Raw genomic sequence first — 16413 nt, 5'->3', positions numbered from 1 at the left:
TGCGGGTCTTCGCCAATCGCGGCGAGCCAGTCGCGGGTCAGCGGTTCGAGGGGAAATTTGGGGTCAGTCATGGTTCATCCTATGGAAAAAAGACCCCTTCACCGCTGGGGGCAGAGGGTCGGGGGTTTTGGGGGGAGGGCGGAGAGAAAAGACCCCTCACCACTGTTGCTTCGCAACGACCCTCTCCCCTTGGTAGAGGGTAAAACTAAAACCACATCTTTCGACCCTCTACCAGGGGGAGACTCGTCAGAGCTGCTTGCAGAGGGCCTGCTGAAAGCAGGGGTGAGGGGTCGCTCACCCACTTGCCCTTACTTCCAGTTCACCGCCCCATACGTCTTTTCGCGCTCGGGGCCAGCCGAGAAGATGACGACGGGGCATTCGGTGACTTCTTCGATCAGGTCGAGGTACGCCTGTGCTTCTTTGGGCAGCGTTTCACGGCTGGCTGCGCCGTCGGTGGTGGCCCAGCCCTTCATCTGCTTGAAGACGGGTTGACCGTCTGCGTCGTAGTGGGTGCAGACGGGAATGGTGTCCAGGCCGCTGAGAATGTCCATCTTGTTGATGACCAGACCGTCCAGCCCGTTGACCTCGACCGCGTACTTGAGCAGCGCGAGGTCGAGCCAACCCACGCGGCGGGGGCGGCCCGTGGTGGTGCCGTACTCGTCCCAGGGCTGCGAACCGTCGCCGCGCAGCCGCAGGATGCCCGCTTCGTCGTGCAGTTCGGTCACGAAGGGGCCGTGGCCCACGCGGGTGTTGAAGGCTTTGGCGACGCCGTAGACCTTGTGAATGGCCTTGTGGTTCACGCCCGCGCCGACCAGAATGCCACCGACGGTGGGGTGGGAGCTGGTCACGAAGGGGTAGGTGCCGTAGTTGAGGTCGAGCAAGGTGGCCTGTGCGCCCTCGAACAGCACCTTGCGCCCGTCGCGGATGGCCTGACGAAGTTCGGCGCCCGTGTCGGCAATGAAGGGGGCGAGTTGCTCACGAATGGGCGCGAGGGCATTCAGGCCGTCGTCCACTGTCTTCCAGCCCGCGTCACGGGTGGAGTTGGGCTTGGCTTCCAGCAGCCGCTCGACACGTTCACGCAGCACGCTTTCGTCGAGCAGGTCGCCAAAGCGAATCCCCACGCGGCGGGCGCGGTCGGCGTAGGCGGGGCCGATGCCCTTACCTGTCGTCCCGACGAAATCCTTGCGTCCGTCCACATACTTGTGGTGCGGCAGCACGATATGGGCGCGGTCACTGATTTTGAGGGTGGGGTTCAGCCCGCCGTCCATCAGGTTCTGGCGCTCTTCCAGAAACTTGTCGGGGTCAATGACCATGCCGTCGCCGAGGATGCTGGTCGCGCCTTCGTGCAGCACGCCGCTGGGCAGCAGGTTCAACTTGAAGGTCTTGCCCTTCGCGTTGACCGTGTGGCCCGCGTTGGCCCCGCCCTGATACCGCACCACGAATTCCGCTTCCGGCGCGAGAAAGTCGACAACCTTGCCTTTCCCCTCATCGCCCCACTGGGCACCTACAATTGCAATTCCGGGCATTTCAGCCTCCAGCCATACGCCCTGACTGGCTTTCCCCGACGCCTCCCTTGGGGGTCAAAAAAAAGCACGGCGCATGGCACCGTACTTCAGTCTAGCCTATCTGCTTCCCTCACCGCCCAGGCCGTTTTAACCACGCCCGCGCCGCCGCCTCGCCTGCAAAAAAGCGAATCAGCGGGTGTGAGCGGTGCTCTAGCGCCAGTTCGCTGAAGCGGGGGCCATACGCTTCGGGACTGGGCAGTACCAGCGCCAGCGAAAGGCGGTAGTTGGTGACTTTCTGGAACAGTTCACCCAGCAGCCCCGTTTTGAGGTCAAGGAATTCAGGCGCGAGGTCGTCCGCCATGAGCAGAACAGCGTCATACCCGTAAGCCGCGCCGATGAGGTCGGGAATGTCGGCGGCGGAGCGTAGGGAAAAGCGGTCAAGGAATTGGGGCATCAAAACCAGTTTTCCAGTTCGAGCCCCTCTACCCGCTCGAATTCTCTGACGTTGTTGGTCACCAGCGTGACACCCAGAGCCAAAGCGTGCGCCGCAATCAGCAAATCCATCGCCCCGATGGGCGTGCCTTGCTTTTCCAGCAGGCTCCGCAGGGAGCCGTAATACCTCGTCGCTTCGGCATCAAAGGGGACGATTTCCAGCGGCTGAATGAAGGCTTCCAGCACGGCGGCATTTTTGGCCGACCCACTTTTGGTGACGCCATAGCGCAATTCGGCCAGCGTGATGCTCGACAGTCCCACCGCGTCGGGCGGATGCTGGGCGAACTTTTCAGCGACGTGCGGTGGACGACGATTGATGATGTAAATGCAGGTGTTGGTGTCGAGCAGGTGGGTGAGGCTCACGAGTCCCAGCCCCGCTCTTGCAGAGGCAAGTCTTCACGGGTGAGAGGAACGTCCACCTCTGGCAGAGCCGCGTACCAGCCGCGCCAGAATTCCTGCTGTCCCTCGGCAGTATTGGGAATCAGCAGCACCCCGTTGGACACGCGTTTGATGGTGACTTCCTGTCCCTCGAACCGGAAGGCTTTGGGCAGTCGCACCGCCTGCGAACGCCCCGTCTGAAAAAGTTTTGCTGTCGTCATCGGGCTGACCTCCTTGGTATCTACCTAAAAGTGTATATCAAAGGAGCTGAATGAAAACCCCCTCCCTAGCAGTGGAGAGGGCGAGAGAGGTTAGACGGTCAGACCTTTCGACGTTTCCACGCCGCAGGCCGCTTTAGAACCCTTCCAACATCAGGCGGTCGGGGTTTTCCAGCAACCGGATGACTTCCTTGCAGAAGCGGGCGGCTTCGGCCCCGTCGATCAGGCGGTGGTCGAACGACAGGCTGAGGTACATCATGTGGGCAATGACGATGTTGTCGTCCTCGTCCACGATCGGGCGCTTGACGATGGAGTGGATGCCCAGAATGGCGGCGTCGGGCACGTTGATGATAGGGAACGAGAACAGAGCGCCGATGGAGCCGATGTTGGTCACGCTGAAACTGCTGCCCGTCAGTTCGTCGGCTTGCAGCTTGCCCGCATTGGCGCGGCCCGCCAGGTCCACCACTTCGCGGGCGAGGTCAAAGATGCTCTTGCGGTCCACGTCCTTCAGCACGGGCACAGTCAGGCCCGCTTCCGTCGCTACCGCCATGCCCATGTTGTAGTAGTGCTTCTGCACGATTTCCTGGGTGGATTCGTCGAAGCTGGTGTTGAGGCTGGGGTACTTCCTCAGCGCCACCGCAATCGCCTTGAAGATGAACGGCAGATACGACAGCTTTACGTCGGCGGCTTTGGCCTCGTCCTTGACGCGGTTGCGGAACTCGACCAGTTTGGTCATGTTCACTTCATCCACAGTGAGGGTGCGAACGGTGTAGAGGTGGCTGGCCTGCATCTGCTGCGAGATGACGCGGCGCATTCCGCGCAGAGGGACGCGGGTTTCGCGGTCTTCAAAGCCCTTGGGTGTGCGGTACTGCACCGGGGCGGGGAGGTGGGCCGAAGGCGCGGCGAGCTTGCCCGCTGGGGCGGGTGCGGATGGCTGCTGGCTGATCGCCGATGGCTGGGCAGGCGCTTGAGCAGTGGCAGGAGCGGGAGCACTTTGGGCTTGTGCCATCTGCTTTCCGCCATCCGCCATCTGCCCTTGTGCCATCTGCGTATGCGCCAGCACGTCCGCCACCCGAATCCGCCCATTGGGGCCAGAGCCGCGCACCGTAGCAAGGTCGAGGTTCAGTTCACGAGCCAGTTGACGGGCGGCGGGTACGGCGAGGACGCGGCCTTCATTCCGGTAGGTGGGCGCGGCAGCTTGTACGGGCTTTTGACCCAGCCCTTGCACCGTCACCTTCTCGTCGTTGGCAAAGGTCTTGAACAGGCTGGCGGAGTCGTCGTCGGCTTTGGGCAGATGCCCCGCCTCCACGATGGAGCCGCCGACTTCCTCGCGTTCTTCCTGTGCCTGAATGGGGAGTTGCGCGTCGGTGGTGCTGGGATTTTCGGCGCTGTCCTGAATGGCCTGGGTTGCGCTGGGTGCAGCCGAAGCGCCCGCACTGCCGCCTTCGTCAATCAGGGCGATGACAGCGTGAACCGCCACCACGTCGCCCTCGTTCGCCAGCCGCTTGTGCAGCACGCCCGCGACGGGGCTGGGGAGTTCCACGGTCACCTTGTCGGTCATCACTTCGCACAGGGGTTGTTCCAGCGCGATGGTGTCGCCTTCGCTAACCATCCACTTGAGGATTTCGCCTTCGACGACGCTTTCTGCGAGTTCGGGGAGGAGGATTTCTTTCATAAGTGACCTCTGGATTGTCTGAGAACTAGGGAATGGCCAGGAAATAGGCCATAAGGGTCATCCCCGCCCGCATCAGTGCGTAAGCCCACAGCACGCCCGCCAGCACCTGAATCCAGCGTTCGCCCGCAGCGTAGACCCACGCCGCCGCGCCCAGGAGGGCAATCAGAAAGGCGATGCTGAGGGTCTGCCAGGGTTCGCCTAGCCGGGAAGACAGGGCAAACAGGCCGAAGCCGATGGCGAGGCCCGCCATGCTGAGGATTTGTCGGAGGAGTTGGGGAGTCATGGGGGGGCCTGTGGCCCGTCAAAACGTGAAAACGTCTAAACGCTGTTGCTGACGGGACTTTGGGGAGAGAGTTCTAAGGGGTTCGGGAAATTGAGTTGACCTGCCTGCCCCCTCACCTCTTGCTGCGCAAGGCCCTCTCCCGCTAGGGGCGAGGGTCAAAGGGGCGTTTTGACGTTTCCACGTTAGACGTTTCCACGCCGCGCAGCGGCTAGTAGTTCAAAACCTCCACACAGGCCCGCACCACACGGTTCGCGCTCGGCAGATAGATTTTGTCCTGAATGTAGGGATAAGGCGTGTCGAAGCCCGCCACCTGCACCACGGGGGCCGAGAGGTAATCGAAGGCCTCGCGCTGCACGGTGTAGGCCACTTCGCCCATGAAGTTCGCCATGCGCGGGGCCTCGCTAACCAGCACGGCGCGGCCCGTTTTTTCCACGCTTTGCAGCACCAGCGGTCTGTCCCACGGCACCAGCGAGCGCAGGTCAATGACTTCCACGCTTACGCCCTCGGCGGCCAGAGCGTCGGCGGCTTTTTCCAGGTCGGGCATCACACCGCCGTAGCCGATGAGCGAGAGGTCAGCCCCCTCACGGCGAATCGCCGCCTTGCCGAGTTCCACGGTGTAATCGTGGTCGGGCACCTCGCCCTTGGCGGCGCGGTAGAGGCGCTTGGGTTCGAAGTACATCACCGGGTCGTCGCAGCGTACAGCAGCCTTGAGCAGCCCTTTGGCGTCGTAGGGGGTGCTCGGCATCACGACCTTGATTCCCGCCATGTGCGCGTAGTAGCTCTCGGGACTCTGGCTATGGTGGTGCCCGCCCTTCACGCCGCCGCCCGAGGGGGTGCGGATGACCAGCGGCGCGGTGAATTGCCCGCCACTGCGGTAGCGAATCTTGGCGGCCTGACTCAGAATCTGGTCAAAGCCTGGGCCGATGTAGTCGGCAAACTGAATCTCGGCAATCGGGCGCATCCCCCGCGCCGCCATGCCCACGGCTGCGCCCACGATGGACGCTTCCGACAGTGGAGCGTCAAAGACGCGCTTCTTGCCGAATTGCTCTTGCAAGCCCGCTGTCGCCATGAACACGCCGCCACGTGCGCCCACGTCCTCACCGAACAGCACCACCCGTTCGTCGCGGCCCATTTCCTCGGCAATCGCTTCGGTGACGGCCTGAATCAGGTTGATGGTTCTGGTGCCTGTGGCCGTTGTTGATGGGGCGGTCATGCCTGGGCCTCCTGTTCCTCGCGCAAATACTGGGCTTGCTGGCGCAGATGGTCGGGCATATCGCTGTACACGTCTTCAAACATGATGCGCCAGTCGGGATAACCCGCTGCTTCGGCCCGCAGCACCTCGTCGTCCACCTGCTTGTGAATGGCGGAAATCATGCCCGCCCGCTCCTCGGCGCTGATGGGGTCGCCCAGATGTTCCAGCAGGTGTTCCACACGGGTAATCGGGTCGCGGCCCAGCCACTCGTTCACCTCGTCGCGGGTGCGGTAGCTCTTTTCGGCGTCGGCGTCGGCGTTGGAGTGCGAGCCGACACGGTAGGTCAGGCACTCCACCAGCGCGGGGCCGTTGCCCGCCCGCACCCACTCGGCGGCGTGGCGGCAGACTTCCAGCACCGCCACCACATCGTTGCCGTCCACGTAAAACCCAGGCATCCCATACGCCTTGGCCTTGATGTGAATGTTTTCGGACGCGGTTTGATGGCGCAGGTGCGTGCTAATCGCCCACTGGTTGTTTTCGCAGACGAAAAGGCAGGGGGCCTGATTCGCGCCCGCCATGTTCATGCCCGCGTGCCAGTCGCCCTCCGAAGTCGCGCCGTCGCCAAAGGTGCAGACGGTGATTTCATCGGTGCCGAGGTACTTTTGCGCCATCGCACTCCCCGCAGCGGGCGGCACCTGCGAGGCGATAGAACTGCTGATAGACGCGAAATTGTACTCCCGCGCCGAAAAATGGTGCGGCATCTGGCGGCCCCGCGACTCGTCGGTGTTGCTGCCGAGGCACTGAGAAATTAGGTTGAACAGCGGCACGCCGAGGCCCAGCGCCAGCACCTGGTCGCGGTAGTAACCCCACACCCAGTCGTGCTTAGGGCGAATGGCTTTGGCGAGGCCAATCTGGGTCGCCTCCATGCCGCTCGCCTGAGCATAAAAGCTGGTGCGCCCCTGCCGCAGCAGGGTAATCAGTTTGCGGTCGAACTCGCGCCCCAGCAGCATCAGGCCATGCAACTCGCGCAAAAACGCTGGCGTGTACTGCGCGGGCAGCGGGTGAATGGGCCGACCATCTTCCGCCACAAAGCGGATGGGGTCAGCGGTAAAGGGTTGAATCAAGGCCACGTCCTCCTTTCATAGAACGCGACCAGCCGTGGCCCGCCGCGTCTGAACTGTCTAGCTAACGGGCGTTAGTGTATACGACTTGGCACATGTAAAGGTATCCACCCGCCGCCGCTGTCCGTCATAGGCGGCTGACGTTCAGTACGCGAAAAACACCAGATCCTGCGGCACTTCCTCGGGGATGGCCCGCCGCACTCCGGCCTGGGCCAGCGCCGCCGCCCGGTCCCGCGCTTCTTCCAGATAGGCGGCGTAGGGCACCTCTCCCCCATCCGTGGCAGGCATCTCGTCACCGAACAGCGAGGCGGCGGGCTGGTCGTCCGGGTGAGTCCAGGCTCCGGTGCGCCAGTCGAAATCGTAGAGCGGCAGGAACTTCTCGCCGTGTTCGGCTATGAATTCGATGGCGTCCAGCAGAAAGTCCACTTCCGCATCGGTGGCCCAGGGTGCGAGGTTCAGGCGCGTCCAGCCGGGCTTGAGGCCGTCGAGGTCGCTCATGATGCACTGGAAGTACCGCTCCGAGCGTTCGTCGTCAATGTCGAGCAGCGCGTGACCGTAAGGCCCAGCGCAGGCACAGCCGCCGCGTGCCTGAATCCCGAACAGGTCGTTCAGCAGCCGCACGACCAAGCGCGGGTGCAGGTATTCGCCACCCTCCGTTTTGACCAGAAACGACAGAAATGCCAGCCGGGGCGCGTCGGGGTTGCCGAGCAGTTGCACGCGGGGATGGGCGGTCAGGCGCGCCACCGCCTTGCCGAACAGCTCGTGTTCACGCCGGGTCAGGGCGGCCACCCCCAGTTCTTCCTTGACCCGAAACGCCAGTGCCGTGCGAATCTTGCCCAGAATGGCGGGGGTTCCGGCGTCTTCCCGCGCCTCGATGTCGTCCACGAAAGCGTGGCGACGGCGGCTGACATAGCGCACCGTGCCGCCGCCCGCCGTGCTGGGACTGCTCAATTTGTACAGTTCCTCGCGGAAACACAGCAGCCCCGGCGTCCCCGGCCCGCCCACGAATTTGTGCGGCGACAGAAACACCGCGTCGTAGCCGTCGGGCTGACCCGGCTTCATGTCAATCTGGACATAAGGCGCACTCGCCGCGAAGTCGAAGAAAGCGTAGGCCCCGTGCTGGTGCAGGATGCGGGCCACCGTGCGGGTATCGGTCAGCAGTCCGGTCACGTTGCTGGCCGCGCTGAACGACCCGATTTTGGGACGGCGGGCATAGGCGGGGTTCTTCAGTTCGCGCACCAGGGCGTCCAGGTCGAGGTTTCCACGTGGGCACAGCGGAATCTCCACGACTTCCGCCAACGTCTCGCGCCAGCTCACCTCATTGGAGTGGTGTTCATACGGTCCGACAAACACCACCGGGCGCTCGTGGTCGGGCAAGGCGTCCAGCACGGTCTGACGGTGGGTGCCGCCTACGCTGATTCCCAGAATCTCCTGCATCCGCCGCACCGCTGCCGTGCTGCCCGAGCCGCAGAACACCAACTTGCAGGTCGCGTCCCCGCCCAGTTGCCCCTTGATGTACTCCTGCGCCTCGTGGGTCAGGTGGGTGCTGTGTGCTCCGGTGGCGCTGTCTTCGGTGTGGGTGTTGGCATACAGCGGCAGCGCGAGGCGGCGCACCCGTTCCTCCACGCTACCGAGTGCCCGGCCCGACGCCACATAGTCGGCGTAGGTCACGCGGCGCTCACCGAAGGGCGTGCGGATGACGGCGTCCGAGCCGATAAGGTCGGCCCGCAGGGTGGCAAAGTCGAGATTGGGCATGGCCCCATTGTGACCGCTGGCGCACCTTTGGTTCGTGGCAAGCCCGGTAAACTGCGCCCGATATGCAAGGGGCGACAGGAGAGCGGACACACGGGCACAACACAACCTGGGACGTGGTGGTGATCGGAGGCGGGCACGCGGGCCTGGAAGCGGCCTGGGCCGCCGCCAAGCTGTCGCGGGTGGCCCTGCTGATCGGCAACCCGGCGACGGTGGGCCGCATGCCCTGTAACCCGGCGGTGGGTGGCCCCGGCAAAAGCCAACTGGTCTTCGAGGTGCAGGCTCTGGGCGGGCTGATGGGGCGGCTGGCCGACGAAACCGCCATTCACACCCGGATGCTCAACGCCGGCAAGGGGCCAGCGGTGCAGTCGCTGCGGGTGCAAAACGAGCGGGACGCCTACGCCGAACGCGCCCAGGACGTGATTCTGGGGCACGCGGCCCTCGACATCGTGCGCGGTGAGGCCGCTGACCTGGAAAGTGACGGTGGGGGCGGCTGGTGGGTCGTGACCACCGACGGACGGCGGCTGCACGCCCGTAGTGTGGTGCTGGCGGCAGGCACGTTCATGCGCGGCGTGACGTGGTACGGCAGGCAATCGCGCCCCGAAGGGCGGCAGGGCGAACCCCCCTCGCGTTTTCTCTCGGCCCCACTGGAACGCGGTGGGCACAACCTCAAGCGCTACAAGACCGGAACCCCTCCCCGCGTGCGGGCCGACTCGGTGCGCTTTGGCGACCTGGAAGTCATTCCTGCCGACCCGCAGCCACGCGGCTTTACGGGCAAACCCGGCCCCCGCGCCGCCGAGTCTCCCACTTGGCAGACCCACACCACGCCCGAAACCCACCGCCTGATTCAGGAAAACTTGCACGAGTCGCCCATGTACGCTGGGGACATTGAGGGCCTCGGCCCGCGCTACTGCCCCAGCATTGAGGACAAGGTGGTCAAATTCGCGCACCATGACCGCCACCTGCTGTTCGTCGAGCCGGATGGAATACAGACCAGTGAGGTGTACTTGCAGGGCTTTTCCTCGTCGCTGCCGCCCCGGTTGCAGGATGAGCTGGTGCGGACGCTCCCCGGTTTCGAGCAGGCCGTGATTCAACGCTACGCCTATGCCGTGGAATATGACGTGGTGGACTCGACCGAACTCACCCTGAATCTGGAATCCAAGCGGATGCCGGGGCTGTTCACAGCGGGTCAGGTCAACGGAACGAGCGGCTACGAGGAGGCGGCGGCGCAGGGACTGGTCGCGGGCACGGCGGCGGCACGGCGGGCACTGGGTCTGGAAGAGCAGTTCATCGGGCGTGAAACGGGCTACCTGGGCGTGCTGCTGGACGACTTGGTCTACAAGGGCAGTGACGAACCCTACCGCATGATGACCAGCCGCGTGGAACACCGCCTGTTGGTGCGCCAGGACAATGCCGACGAACGCATGACGCCTCTGGGCCACGCGCTGGGGCTGGTGGACAGCGCCGAGCTGGAACGGGTGCGGGCCAAATATGCCCGCGTGCAGTCCGGCATCGAAAGCCTGAGCAAGCAGAGGATTCAGGGCCAGACCGCCGACGCTTGGCTGCGCCGTCCGGAGATGAGCCTCCCCGACCTTGAGGCGATGGGGGCCACCCTCTCCGCCGACCTCAGCGCCAGCGAACGCGAAGCCGTGGAAATTCGGGTCAAATACGCCGGGTATATTGCCCGCGCCGAAAGCCAACTGCGGGCCGAGGCCAAAGCACGTGACCTTAGCCTGAGTGGGGTGGACTTTGCCCACGTCGCCTCCCTGTCCAACGAAGCCCGCGAAAAGTTGACGCGCCTGCAACCCCAAACCCTCGACCAGGCCAGCCGGATTTCCGGGGTGCGCCACGCCGACATCAGCGCCTTGCTGGTCCACCTCAAGCAAAATCCAGTTTCACGGGAAATCTGACAGTGAAACAACAGAAGGGGTGATAGAGGGACGTTATTTGCCGTCCTCGTCGCCCTTTTTCATGGTCAGCGTGTATACCGTTTCACAAGAAACTTGACGGTGAAACAAATATGCGCCAAAGTCCTGAGTAGTGGAGGCATGACCCCTATGAACGACTTTGAACGCGGCCTGCTGCTGGGCATTCTGATTGGCGAAGGGCATTTTGGCGGCGACGGCAAGCAGCCCCAAATCACCTTGCGAATGCACACGCGGCACCAGCGACTCTTTGAAACCCTGCTGCGCCTCTTGCCCGATTCCAAGCTTTACGGCCCTTACACGCACGGCGGGCGCAGCTATTTTCAGTGGATGATGCGCGGGCAGGCGCTGCGGGATACACTCGTGCCCCTGCTGGACGCTTTACCGCTGGAGCAGACCGACGAATACGCCTATGAGCGCTACCAGGATATGAAACAGAGGTACAACCTATGACCCCCGAAGGACTTGCACTGCTGCGGCGGGCGGCGGCAGAACTCTCGCTCGACCTATCCGCTCAAGAAGGCCAGTTTGCCCGTCTGCTGGAACTGCTTCAGGCGGGCAACCAGCGCCTCAACCTGACCGCCCTCAAGACCGAGGAAGACATCATCCTCAAGCATTTCATCGACTCGCTGACCACCTTGCGCGGCGGACATCTGAACGGCGAATGGCGCACACTCGACCTGGGCACGGGCGCAGGCTTTCCCGCGCTGCCGCTGGCGTTGGCCCAGCCTGACCTGTCGCTGGTGCCGCTGGATTCCATTCGCAAAAAAATAGACTTCGTGCGCGAAACGGCGCAGCAACTCGGGCTATCGCAGGTGACTCCCCTGGTCGGGCGCGCCGAAACCCTGGGCCAGAGCGAGGAACACCGGGGCCAATATGACCGGGTGGTGGCCCGCGCTGTGGCGGCCCTGCCCGTGCTGGCGGAACTGGCGCTGCCGCTGCTGCGCGTGGGTGGCCTGTTCGTGGCGCAAAAAGGCCCCATCAGTGACGAGGAGCTGAACGCGGGCAGACGGGCAGCAGGCGAGGTTGGCGGGCGCGTGGTCGAAGTGGACGAATTCAACCTCCCCATTTCCGGCGATGCCCGCACCCTCGTCGTGCTGGAAAAGCAGCGGCCCACCCCCGCCAAATATCCCCGGCGTGAGGGTGTGCCGACCCATCAGCCGCTATTCTGGAAAGCGAAATGAAAGGCCAGGCGGTCAGGGGCCGTGAAGTGACGGGAGAGCGATGAAAACCATAGGAGTTGTCAATCAAAAGGGTGGCGTGGGCAAGACCACCACCGCCGTGAACCTGGGCGCGTATCTGGCTGCCGGGGGTCGCCGGGTGCTGGTCGTGGACATGGACCCCCAGGGCAACGCCACCAGCGGCCTGGGCCAGCGCGGGGCCGAGCAGGGGCTGTACGAGGCGCTGGGCGAACCGGCCCGCACCGCCAGCTATACCCTCAGCACCTCGCAAAAGGGCCTGGACGTGCTGCCCGCCACGCCCGACCTCGCCGGAGCAGGGGTGGAACTGGCCGACGACCCCGACGCTCTGGCGCGGATGCTGGCGAGCATTCAGGGCTACGACTTGGTGTTGGTAGATGCGCCGCCCAGCCTGGGGCCACTGACCGTCAACATCCTGGCGGGCGTGGACGCGCTGCTGATTCCGGTGCAGGCCGAGTACTACGCCCTGGAAGGTCTGGCCGGGCTGATGGAAACGGTGGAGCGGGTGCAGGGCGGCCTCAACCCGCGCCTGAAGGTGCTGGGGATTGTGCTGACCATGCTGGACTCGCGCACCAATCTGGCGCAGGACGTGGAAACGATGGTCAGACAGCACTTCGGGGAACTGGTGTTCTGGTCGGTGGTGCCGCGCAACGTGCGCCTTTCGGAAGCGCCGAGTTTCGGCAAGCCCATCAACGCTTTTGCGCCGCTGTCGAGTGGAGCTGCCGCCTACAAGCGGCTCGCGGAGGAGGTGCTGCAACGTGTCGAAAAAATCTAGCCTGGGCCGGGGCCTGGACGCACTCCTGGGCAAGAAGGAGGACGCGGGCACGGCGACCACTTCTGCCTCCGGCGAAGGGCAGGTGCAAATGCTTAGCATCAGCCGGATTTCGCAGGCCGCCTACCAGCCGCGCCAGATTTTTGAACCGACCGCCCTGGCAGAGCTGGCCCAGAGCATCAAGGAAAAAGGCGTACTTCAGCCGCTGCTGGTGCGCCCTCGCAAGGACAGCGCCGAGACAGGCACCTTCGAAATCGTGGCGGGCGAGCGGCGGTGGCGGGCTTCGCAACTGGCGGGCCTGACCGAGCTTCCGGTCATCATCCGTGACCTGGGGGACCGCGAGGCGCTCGAAATCGCCATCATCGAGAACTTGCAGCGCGAAAACCTGGGGCCGCTGGAAGAAGCGCGGGCTTATCAGGCCCTGCTGGAACACGGCATGAATCAGGAAGGCGTGGCGCTGGCAGTCGGCAAAAGCCGCAGCGCCGTGTCCAATTCTCTGCGCCTACTGACCCTGCCGCAGACGGTCCTGACCGAACTGGAACAGGGCACCATCCACGCCGGACACGCCCGCGCCATCCTCGCGCAACCCGAAGAAGACCGCCTGTGGGCCTTGGAACAGATTCGCAGCCGCAGCCTGAACGTGCGAGAAGCCGAAGCCCTCAAGCGTGAAAAGGGGGCACGCGGCGCGGGACAGGGGGCACCCATCAAGGTCAATCCGCCGCGTGCCTACCGCCAACTCGAACTTGACCTCAGCCGCCGCACCGGAACCCGCGTCAAAATCACGGGCGAAGACAAAGGCCGTGTCGAACTGAACTACGGCTCCCGTGAAGAACTTGACCGCATTCTGCATCTGCTGGGCTACGAGGCCGAGGAGTAGGAGTCAAACAACTGCTCTAACAATTCAGGGAAATTGACGATTTCAAGAGCAGGAAGCGGCGCGTTCCGAGAGCCATCTCTGGAACGCGCCGCTTCTCGGCCTTCCGCCATCGGCGCTAAGCCATCTGCCCGCCTTATTTCTTCGTGCCCACCCGGAAGATATTCGGCCAGGGACGGTAGACGCTCCGCAGCGTGTCCTGCTTGAAGGTCTTGCCGTCGCGGACGAAGCGGCGCGTAACCTCAATGGTGGCGCCCGGCGCGGCCCAGTCCACCTGCTTGCGCTGTCCGGCGGGGAGGGCAGGGTCGTAAATGATGCGGTCCTTGGGAGCCGGAACAGTCTTGAGGGTTCTGGGCTGGTCCACCTGCACCTGATAGTCGCGGGCCTTGCCGAACGCGGTGATGCTCAGGGTGGCTTCCTGGTCATCCCACTCGGTCTGGAACCAGATGGCCCCGCCAGTGTCGTTGGAAAATTTCAAGTCTACCTGGGGCTGGTAGATGGTGGCGTCCAGTCCCTGTGGATCATAGTAGAACACCTGATAGGAATGGTTCTGGCGTTGCAGGATGCCCAGGCCCGCGCCGTAAAGGGTGCGGAACACCGTGGTGCTGACCTGGCAGATACCGCCGCCCACGCCGCTGGCGGTCTGGTCGCCTGCGATCACCAGCCCCGCGACATAGCCGTTGCGGGCGCTGATGGGGCCGATGAACTGGTTGAAGGAAAAGACTTTGCCCTCGAACAGGCGGTCTTTGAAATTCTGCGCCCCCACATGGATGTTCTTGACGCGCTCGGGGCTGCTGCCGTAGTAGCTGGTAAACCCGGTGGCAAGAAAAGTGGTGATGCCCCGACTGGCAAAGAAATCGAGCGTGCGCTGCGGCGCGACCTGCCCGGTCACGACCACATTCACGCTGACACTCTTGGGGTCTTTGAGTGCTTTTTGCAGGGCGGCGCGGGTGGCGGCGGCGTCCACCTTCAGGCCGTTGTGCTGCACGACCATCCATTGCCCGTCCTCCTGCTGCTCGAAACGGGCGTCCCTCGGCGCGGCGAGAGGACGCAGGAAAGTATCGAGGTCTTGCTGCAAGGAGGTCGAGATTTCCCCACGTTGGCGCAGCGCCGTCATGCGCTCGGCGGGAATGGTCAGGGTCTTGAGGAAAGGCACGGTGGTCTTTTTGCCTGCCACCAGCGCCGGAAGATTGACCTTGACCTGAATGAGCAAAGGCGTGCGGCTGACCGGGCGAGCCGGGGCAGCGGGCGCGGGCTTGGGAGTAGGGACGGGAGAAGGAACCGCTGGTGCAGGAGCAGGGGTCTCCGGCGGTGTTGGAACCGGCATGGGTACCGGGGCGGGGCTGAGAGGGGTCGGCGTGGCAGGAGCCGGAGCCTGGGGCAAGCTGGAAGGCGGAAGGGCCGGGATATTGACCTGGGCAGAAGCCAAAGACAGGCCAAGCAGCAGCAAGGGGGCGAAGCGCAACATGCTGCCAAGTATCCCACGCAGGGTCTAAAGTCTCCTGAGAGCGGCAAGACCGAAAAAACCTCCCACGCAGCCGAGGCCACGGGGAGGGCAGAAGAAGTTGGAATCAGAGGGGGCGGGCGCGTACCGCGTCGCGGATTTCGGCCAGCAGCTTTTCCTCGTTGCTCGGCTCGGCGACCGGGGGTTTCTCGTCGCGCTTGAGGCGTTCGATGGCCTTGTTCATGGGAGCGACCACGAAGAAGTACAGCACAGCGGCGGTGAGCAGGAAGTTGATGAGCGTCGAGACGAACATACCCCAGTCAAAGGCAATGCCATTGACCACGAACTTGCCTGCCACTTCGCCCGTTCCACCCGTCATCAGGCGAATGAGGGGGTCGAGGAAAGCCTTGGTAAACGCAGTAACGACGTTGCCGAATGCTGCGCCGATAATCACACCGACAGCCAGATCAACAACATTGCCACGAAGAACAAAATCACGGAAACCCTTCAACATAGAAGCTAATTTGTCACCCCCTCAACAAAGAGTAAAGTCTTATGAAAAAGATGTCTAGACATAGTGTGTCATTTTCACTGTCTTTTTTGTCGGTTTGGTCGGGCGATAATGAAGCCATGAACCGCGAAGAGGCTTATGCCCTGATGGTCCAGCACACCCCCTCGGCTTCGTTGCAGCGCCACATGCTCAACGTGGAACAGGCGATGCGCTGGTACGCCCGGACTGGGGCGAGGATGAAGAAACCTACGCGCTGGCGGGGCTGCTACACGACTTTGACTACGAGTTGCACCCCGGGGAACACCCCACCTGGGGCGTAGCCTACCTGCGCGAACATACCGACTTGGCCCCCGAAATCCTGGACGCGATTCTGCGACACGCGGCCTATACGGGCACGCCGCGCACCACCCGGCTCTCCAAGACCCTCTTTGCGGTAGACGAACTGACCGGGCTGATTCAGGCCGCCGCACTGGTGCGTCCCGACAAGGACGTGTGTCAGGTCGAACTCGGGAGCCTGAAAAAGCGCTTCAAGAACCGAGCCTTCGCGGCGGGGGTCAACCGTGAAGAAGTGCAGCAGGGAGCCGAAGAACTGGGCCTCGATCTCGACCAGCACATGCAGAATGTTCTGACAGCCCTCCAGACAGCCGCTGCACGCTGAATCACTCAGGGCCATACAGATGCTGTGCTCCTCCAACACCGTTCAGCCCTGAGGGGTTCAGTCGAAATGGGCATCAGGACGACTTGAGCACGCCCTCCGCCCCCGGCAACTCCAGCCCATAAATCTCCAGAAACCGCCGAATCCGGGCGTCCAGCGTGGGCAGGGGCGCGACCTCGCCGCAGACCCAGTCGGGCGCGTAGCTGCGGCACACGGTGGGGCGCTCGGCGTAGACCGTGCAGGGGCAGCCCCCCGCCGCATCTTCCGGCCCCAGGAAGCGGCAGGGCACGCCCAGCGGCTTGTGCAGCGCGTGAATATCCGGCGCCGAGCAGCACGCCCCGCACGCCGTACAGTCGCGGCGCAGGGCCGAACGGGGCGCAAATTCGGGCGGCGGGTCGAACAGGTCAGGCATAAAAA

The 16413-nt window shown here is 63.7% G+C and carries 17 protein-coding genes and 1 pseudogene; 6 read left to right on the top strand and 12 right to left on the bottom strand.

Features of this window, described 5'->3' with window-relative positions; translation table 11 throughout:
- Positions 1 to 308 precede the first annotated feature (308 nt).
- From Q4C89_RS02415 to Q4C89_RS02375, 9 genes are all read right to left on the bottom strand, one after another.
- Positions 309 to 1526 (bottom strand): adenylosuccinate synthase, encoded by a 1218-nt coding sequence (locus Q4C89_RS02415; protein WP_303101016.1) that lies wholly within the window; start codon positions 1524 to 1526, stop codon positions 309 to 311.
- Positions 1527 to 1635: 109 nt separating this feature from the next.
- Positions 1636 to 1959, bottom strand: coding sequence for a DUF4180 domain-containing protein (locus tag Q4C89_RS02410; RefSeq protein ID WP_303101015.1), 324 nt, complete (start codon positions 1957 to 1959; stop codon positions 1636 to 1638).
- Entirely contained in the window at positions 1959 to 2360 is a 402-nt protein-coding gene (locus Q4C89_RS02405; RefSeq protein WP_303101014.1) for a type II toxin-antitoxin system VapC family toxin, read from the bottom strand. The genes Q4C89_RS02410 and Q4C89_RS02405 overlap by 1 nt, the downstream gene beginning before the upstream one ends.
- Positions 2357 to 2596, bottom strand: a complete 240-nt coding sequence (locus tag Q4C89_RS02400) for an antitoxin (RefSeq protein ID WP_303101013.1) — start codon at positions 2594 to 2596, stop codon at positions 2357 to 2359. Before Q4C89_RS02400 ends, Q4C89_RS02405 begins: the two co-directional genes overlap by 4 nt.
- A gap of 133 nt (positions 2597 to 2729) precedes the next feature.
- Complete coding sequence (locus tag Q4C89_RS02395; protein WP_303101012.1) at positions 2730 to 4268, bottom strand: dihydrolipoamide acetyltransferase family protein; 1539 nt, start codon at positions 4266 to 4268, stop codon at positions 2730 to 2732.
- A gap of 25 nt (positions 4269 to 4293) precedes the next feature.
- Positions 4294 to 4551 carry a hypothetical protein gene (locus Q4C89_RS02390; RefSeq protein WP_303101011.1) on the bottom strand — a complete coding sequence of 86 codons (258 nt, stop codon included), beginning with the start codon at positions 4549 to 4551 and terminating at the stop codon, positions 4294 to 4296.
- 208 nt (positions 4552 to 4759) lie between these two features.
- Positions 4760 to 5764 carry an alpha-ketoacid dehydrogenase subunit beta gene (locus Q4C89_RS02385; protein ID WP_303101010.1) on the bottom strand — a complete coding sequence of 335 codons (1005 nt, stop codon included), beginning with the start codon at positions 5762 to 5764 and terminating at the stop codon, positions 4760 to 4762.
- Positions 5761 to 6867, bottom strand: coding sequence for a thiamine pyrophosphate-dependent dehydrogenase E1 component subunit alpha (locus Q4C89_RS02380; protein WP_303101009.1), 1107 nt, complete (start codon positions 6865 to 6867; stop codon positions 5761 to 5763). Before Q4C89_RS02380 ends, Q4C89_RS02385 begins: the two co-directional genes overlap by 4 nt.
- Before the next feature lie 141 nt (positions 6868 to 7008).
- Positions 7009 to 8619 (bottom strand): aminotransferase class V-fold PLP-dependent enzyme, encoded by a 1611-nt coding sequence (locus Q4C89_RS02375; protein ID WP_303101008.1) that lies wholly within the window; start codon positions 8617 to 8619, stop codon positions 7009 to 7011.
- Positions 8620 to 8681: 62 nt separating this feature from the next.
- Between Q4C89_RS02375 and mnmG the strand changes: the two genes are divergently transcribed.
- The 5 genes from mnmG to parB all read left to right on the top strand — a co-directional run bounded on the left by mnmG (position 8682) and on the right by parB (position 13389).
- Complete coding sequence (gene mnmG / locus Q4C89_RS02370; protein WP_303101007.1) at positions 8682 to 10526, top strand: tRNA uridine-5-carboxymethylaminomethyl(34) synthesis enzyme MnmG; 1845 nt, start codon at positions 8682 to 8684, stop codon at positions 10524 to 10526.
- Between the two features lie 147 nt (positions 10527 to 10673).
- Entirely contained in the window at positions 10674 to 10994 is a 321-nt protein-coding gene (locus tag Q4C89_RS02365) for a hypothetical protein (RefSeq protein WP_303101024.1), read from the top strand.
- Positions 10991 to 11725, top strand: coding sequence for a 16S rRNA (guanine(527)-N(7))-methyltransferase RsmG (gene rsmG / locus Q4C89_RS02360; protein WP_303101006.1), 735 nt, complete (start codon positions 10991 to 10993; stop codon positions 11723 to 11725). The genes Q4C89_RS02365 and rsmG overlap by 4 nt, the downstream gene beginning before the upstream one ends.
- 40 nt (positions 11726 to 11765) lie before the next feature.
- Complete coding sequence (locus Q4C89_RS02355; RefSeq protein ID WP_303101005.1) at positions 11766 to 12515, top strand: ParA family protein; 750 nt, start codon at positions 11766 to 11768, stop codon at positions 12513 to 12515.
- Positions 12499 to 13389, top strand: a complete 891-nt coding sequence (gene parB, locus Q4C89_RS02350; protein ID WP_303101004.1) for a ParB/RepB/Spo0J family partition protein ParB — start codon at positions 12499 to 12501, stop codon at positions 13387 to 13389. Before Q4C89_RS02355 ends, parB begins: the two co-directional genes overlap by 17 nt.
- Before the next feature lie 133 nt (positions 13390 to 13522).
- On the opposite strand, the gene Q4C89_RS02345 is transcribed toward parB, so the two are convergent.
- A complete protein-coding gene (locus tag Q4C89_RS02345; RefSeq protein ID WP_303101003.1) occupies positions 13523 to 14854 on the bottom strand; it encodes a VanW family protein in 1332 nt (443 codons plus the stop codon).
- Between the two features lie 103 nt (positions 14855 to 14957).
- Positions 14958 to 15344: a large conductance mechanosensitive channel protein MscL gene (mscL, locus tag Q4C89_RS02340; RefSeq protein WP_303101002.1), complete on the bottom strand. Its 387-nt coding sequence runs from the start codon at positions 15342 to 15344 to the stop codon at positions 14958 to 14960.
- A gap of 116 nt (positions 15345 to 15460) precedes the next feature.
- On the opposite strand from mscL, the pseudogene Q4C89_RS02335 reads away from it, so the two are divergent.
- Positions 15461 to 15999: pseudogene (locus Q4C89_RS02335) on the top strand (HD domain-containing protein).
- Positions 16000 to 16072: 73 nt separating this feature from the next.
- Here the strand turns inward: Q4C89_RS02335 and Q4C89_RS02330 are convergent.
- Positions 16073 to 16408: a YkgJ family cysteine cluster protein gene (locus Q4C89_RS02330; protein ID WP_303101001.1), complete on the bottom strand. Its 336-nt coding sequence runs from the start codon at positions 16406 to 16408 to the stop codon at positions 16073 to 16075.
- Between the last annotated feature and the right edge of the window lie 5 nt (positions 16409 to 16413).

This window comes from Deinococcus sp., assembly GCF_030523985.1.
In the GTDB taxonomy this organism is placed as follows: Bacteria; Deinococcota; Deinococci; order Deinococcales; family Deinococcaceae; genus Deinococcus.
This window is presented reverse-complemented; position numbering and strand designations above follow the sequence as displayed.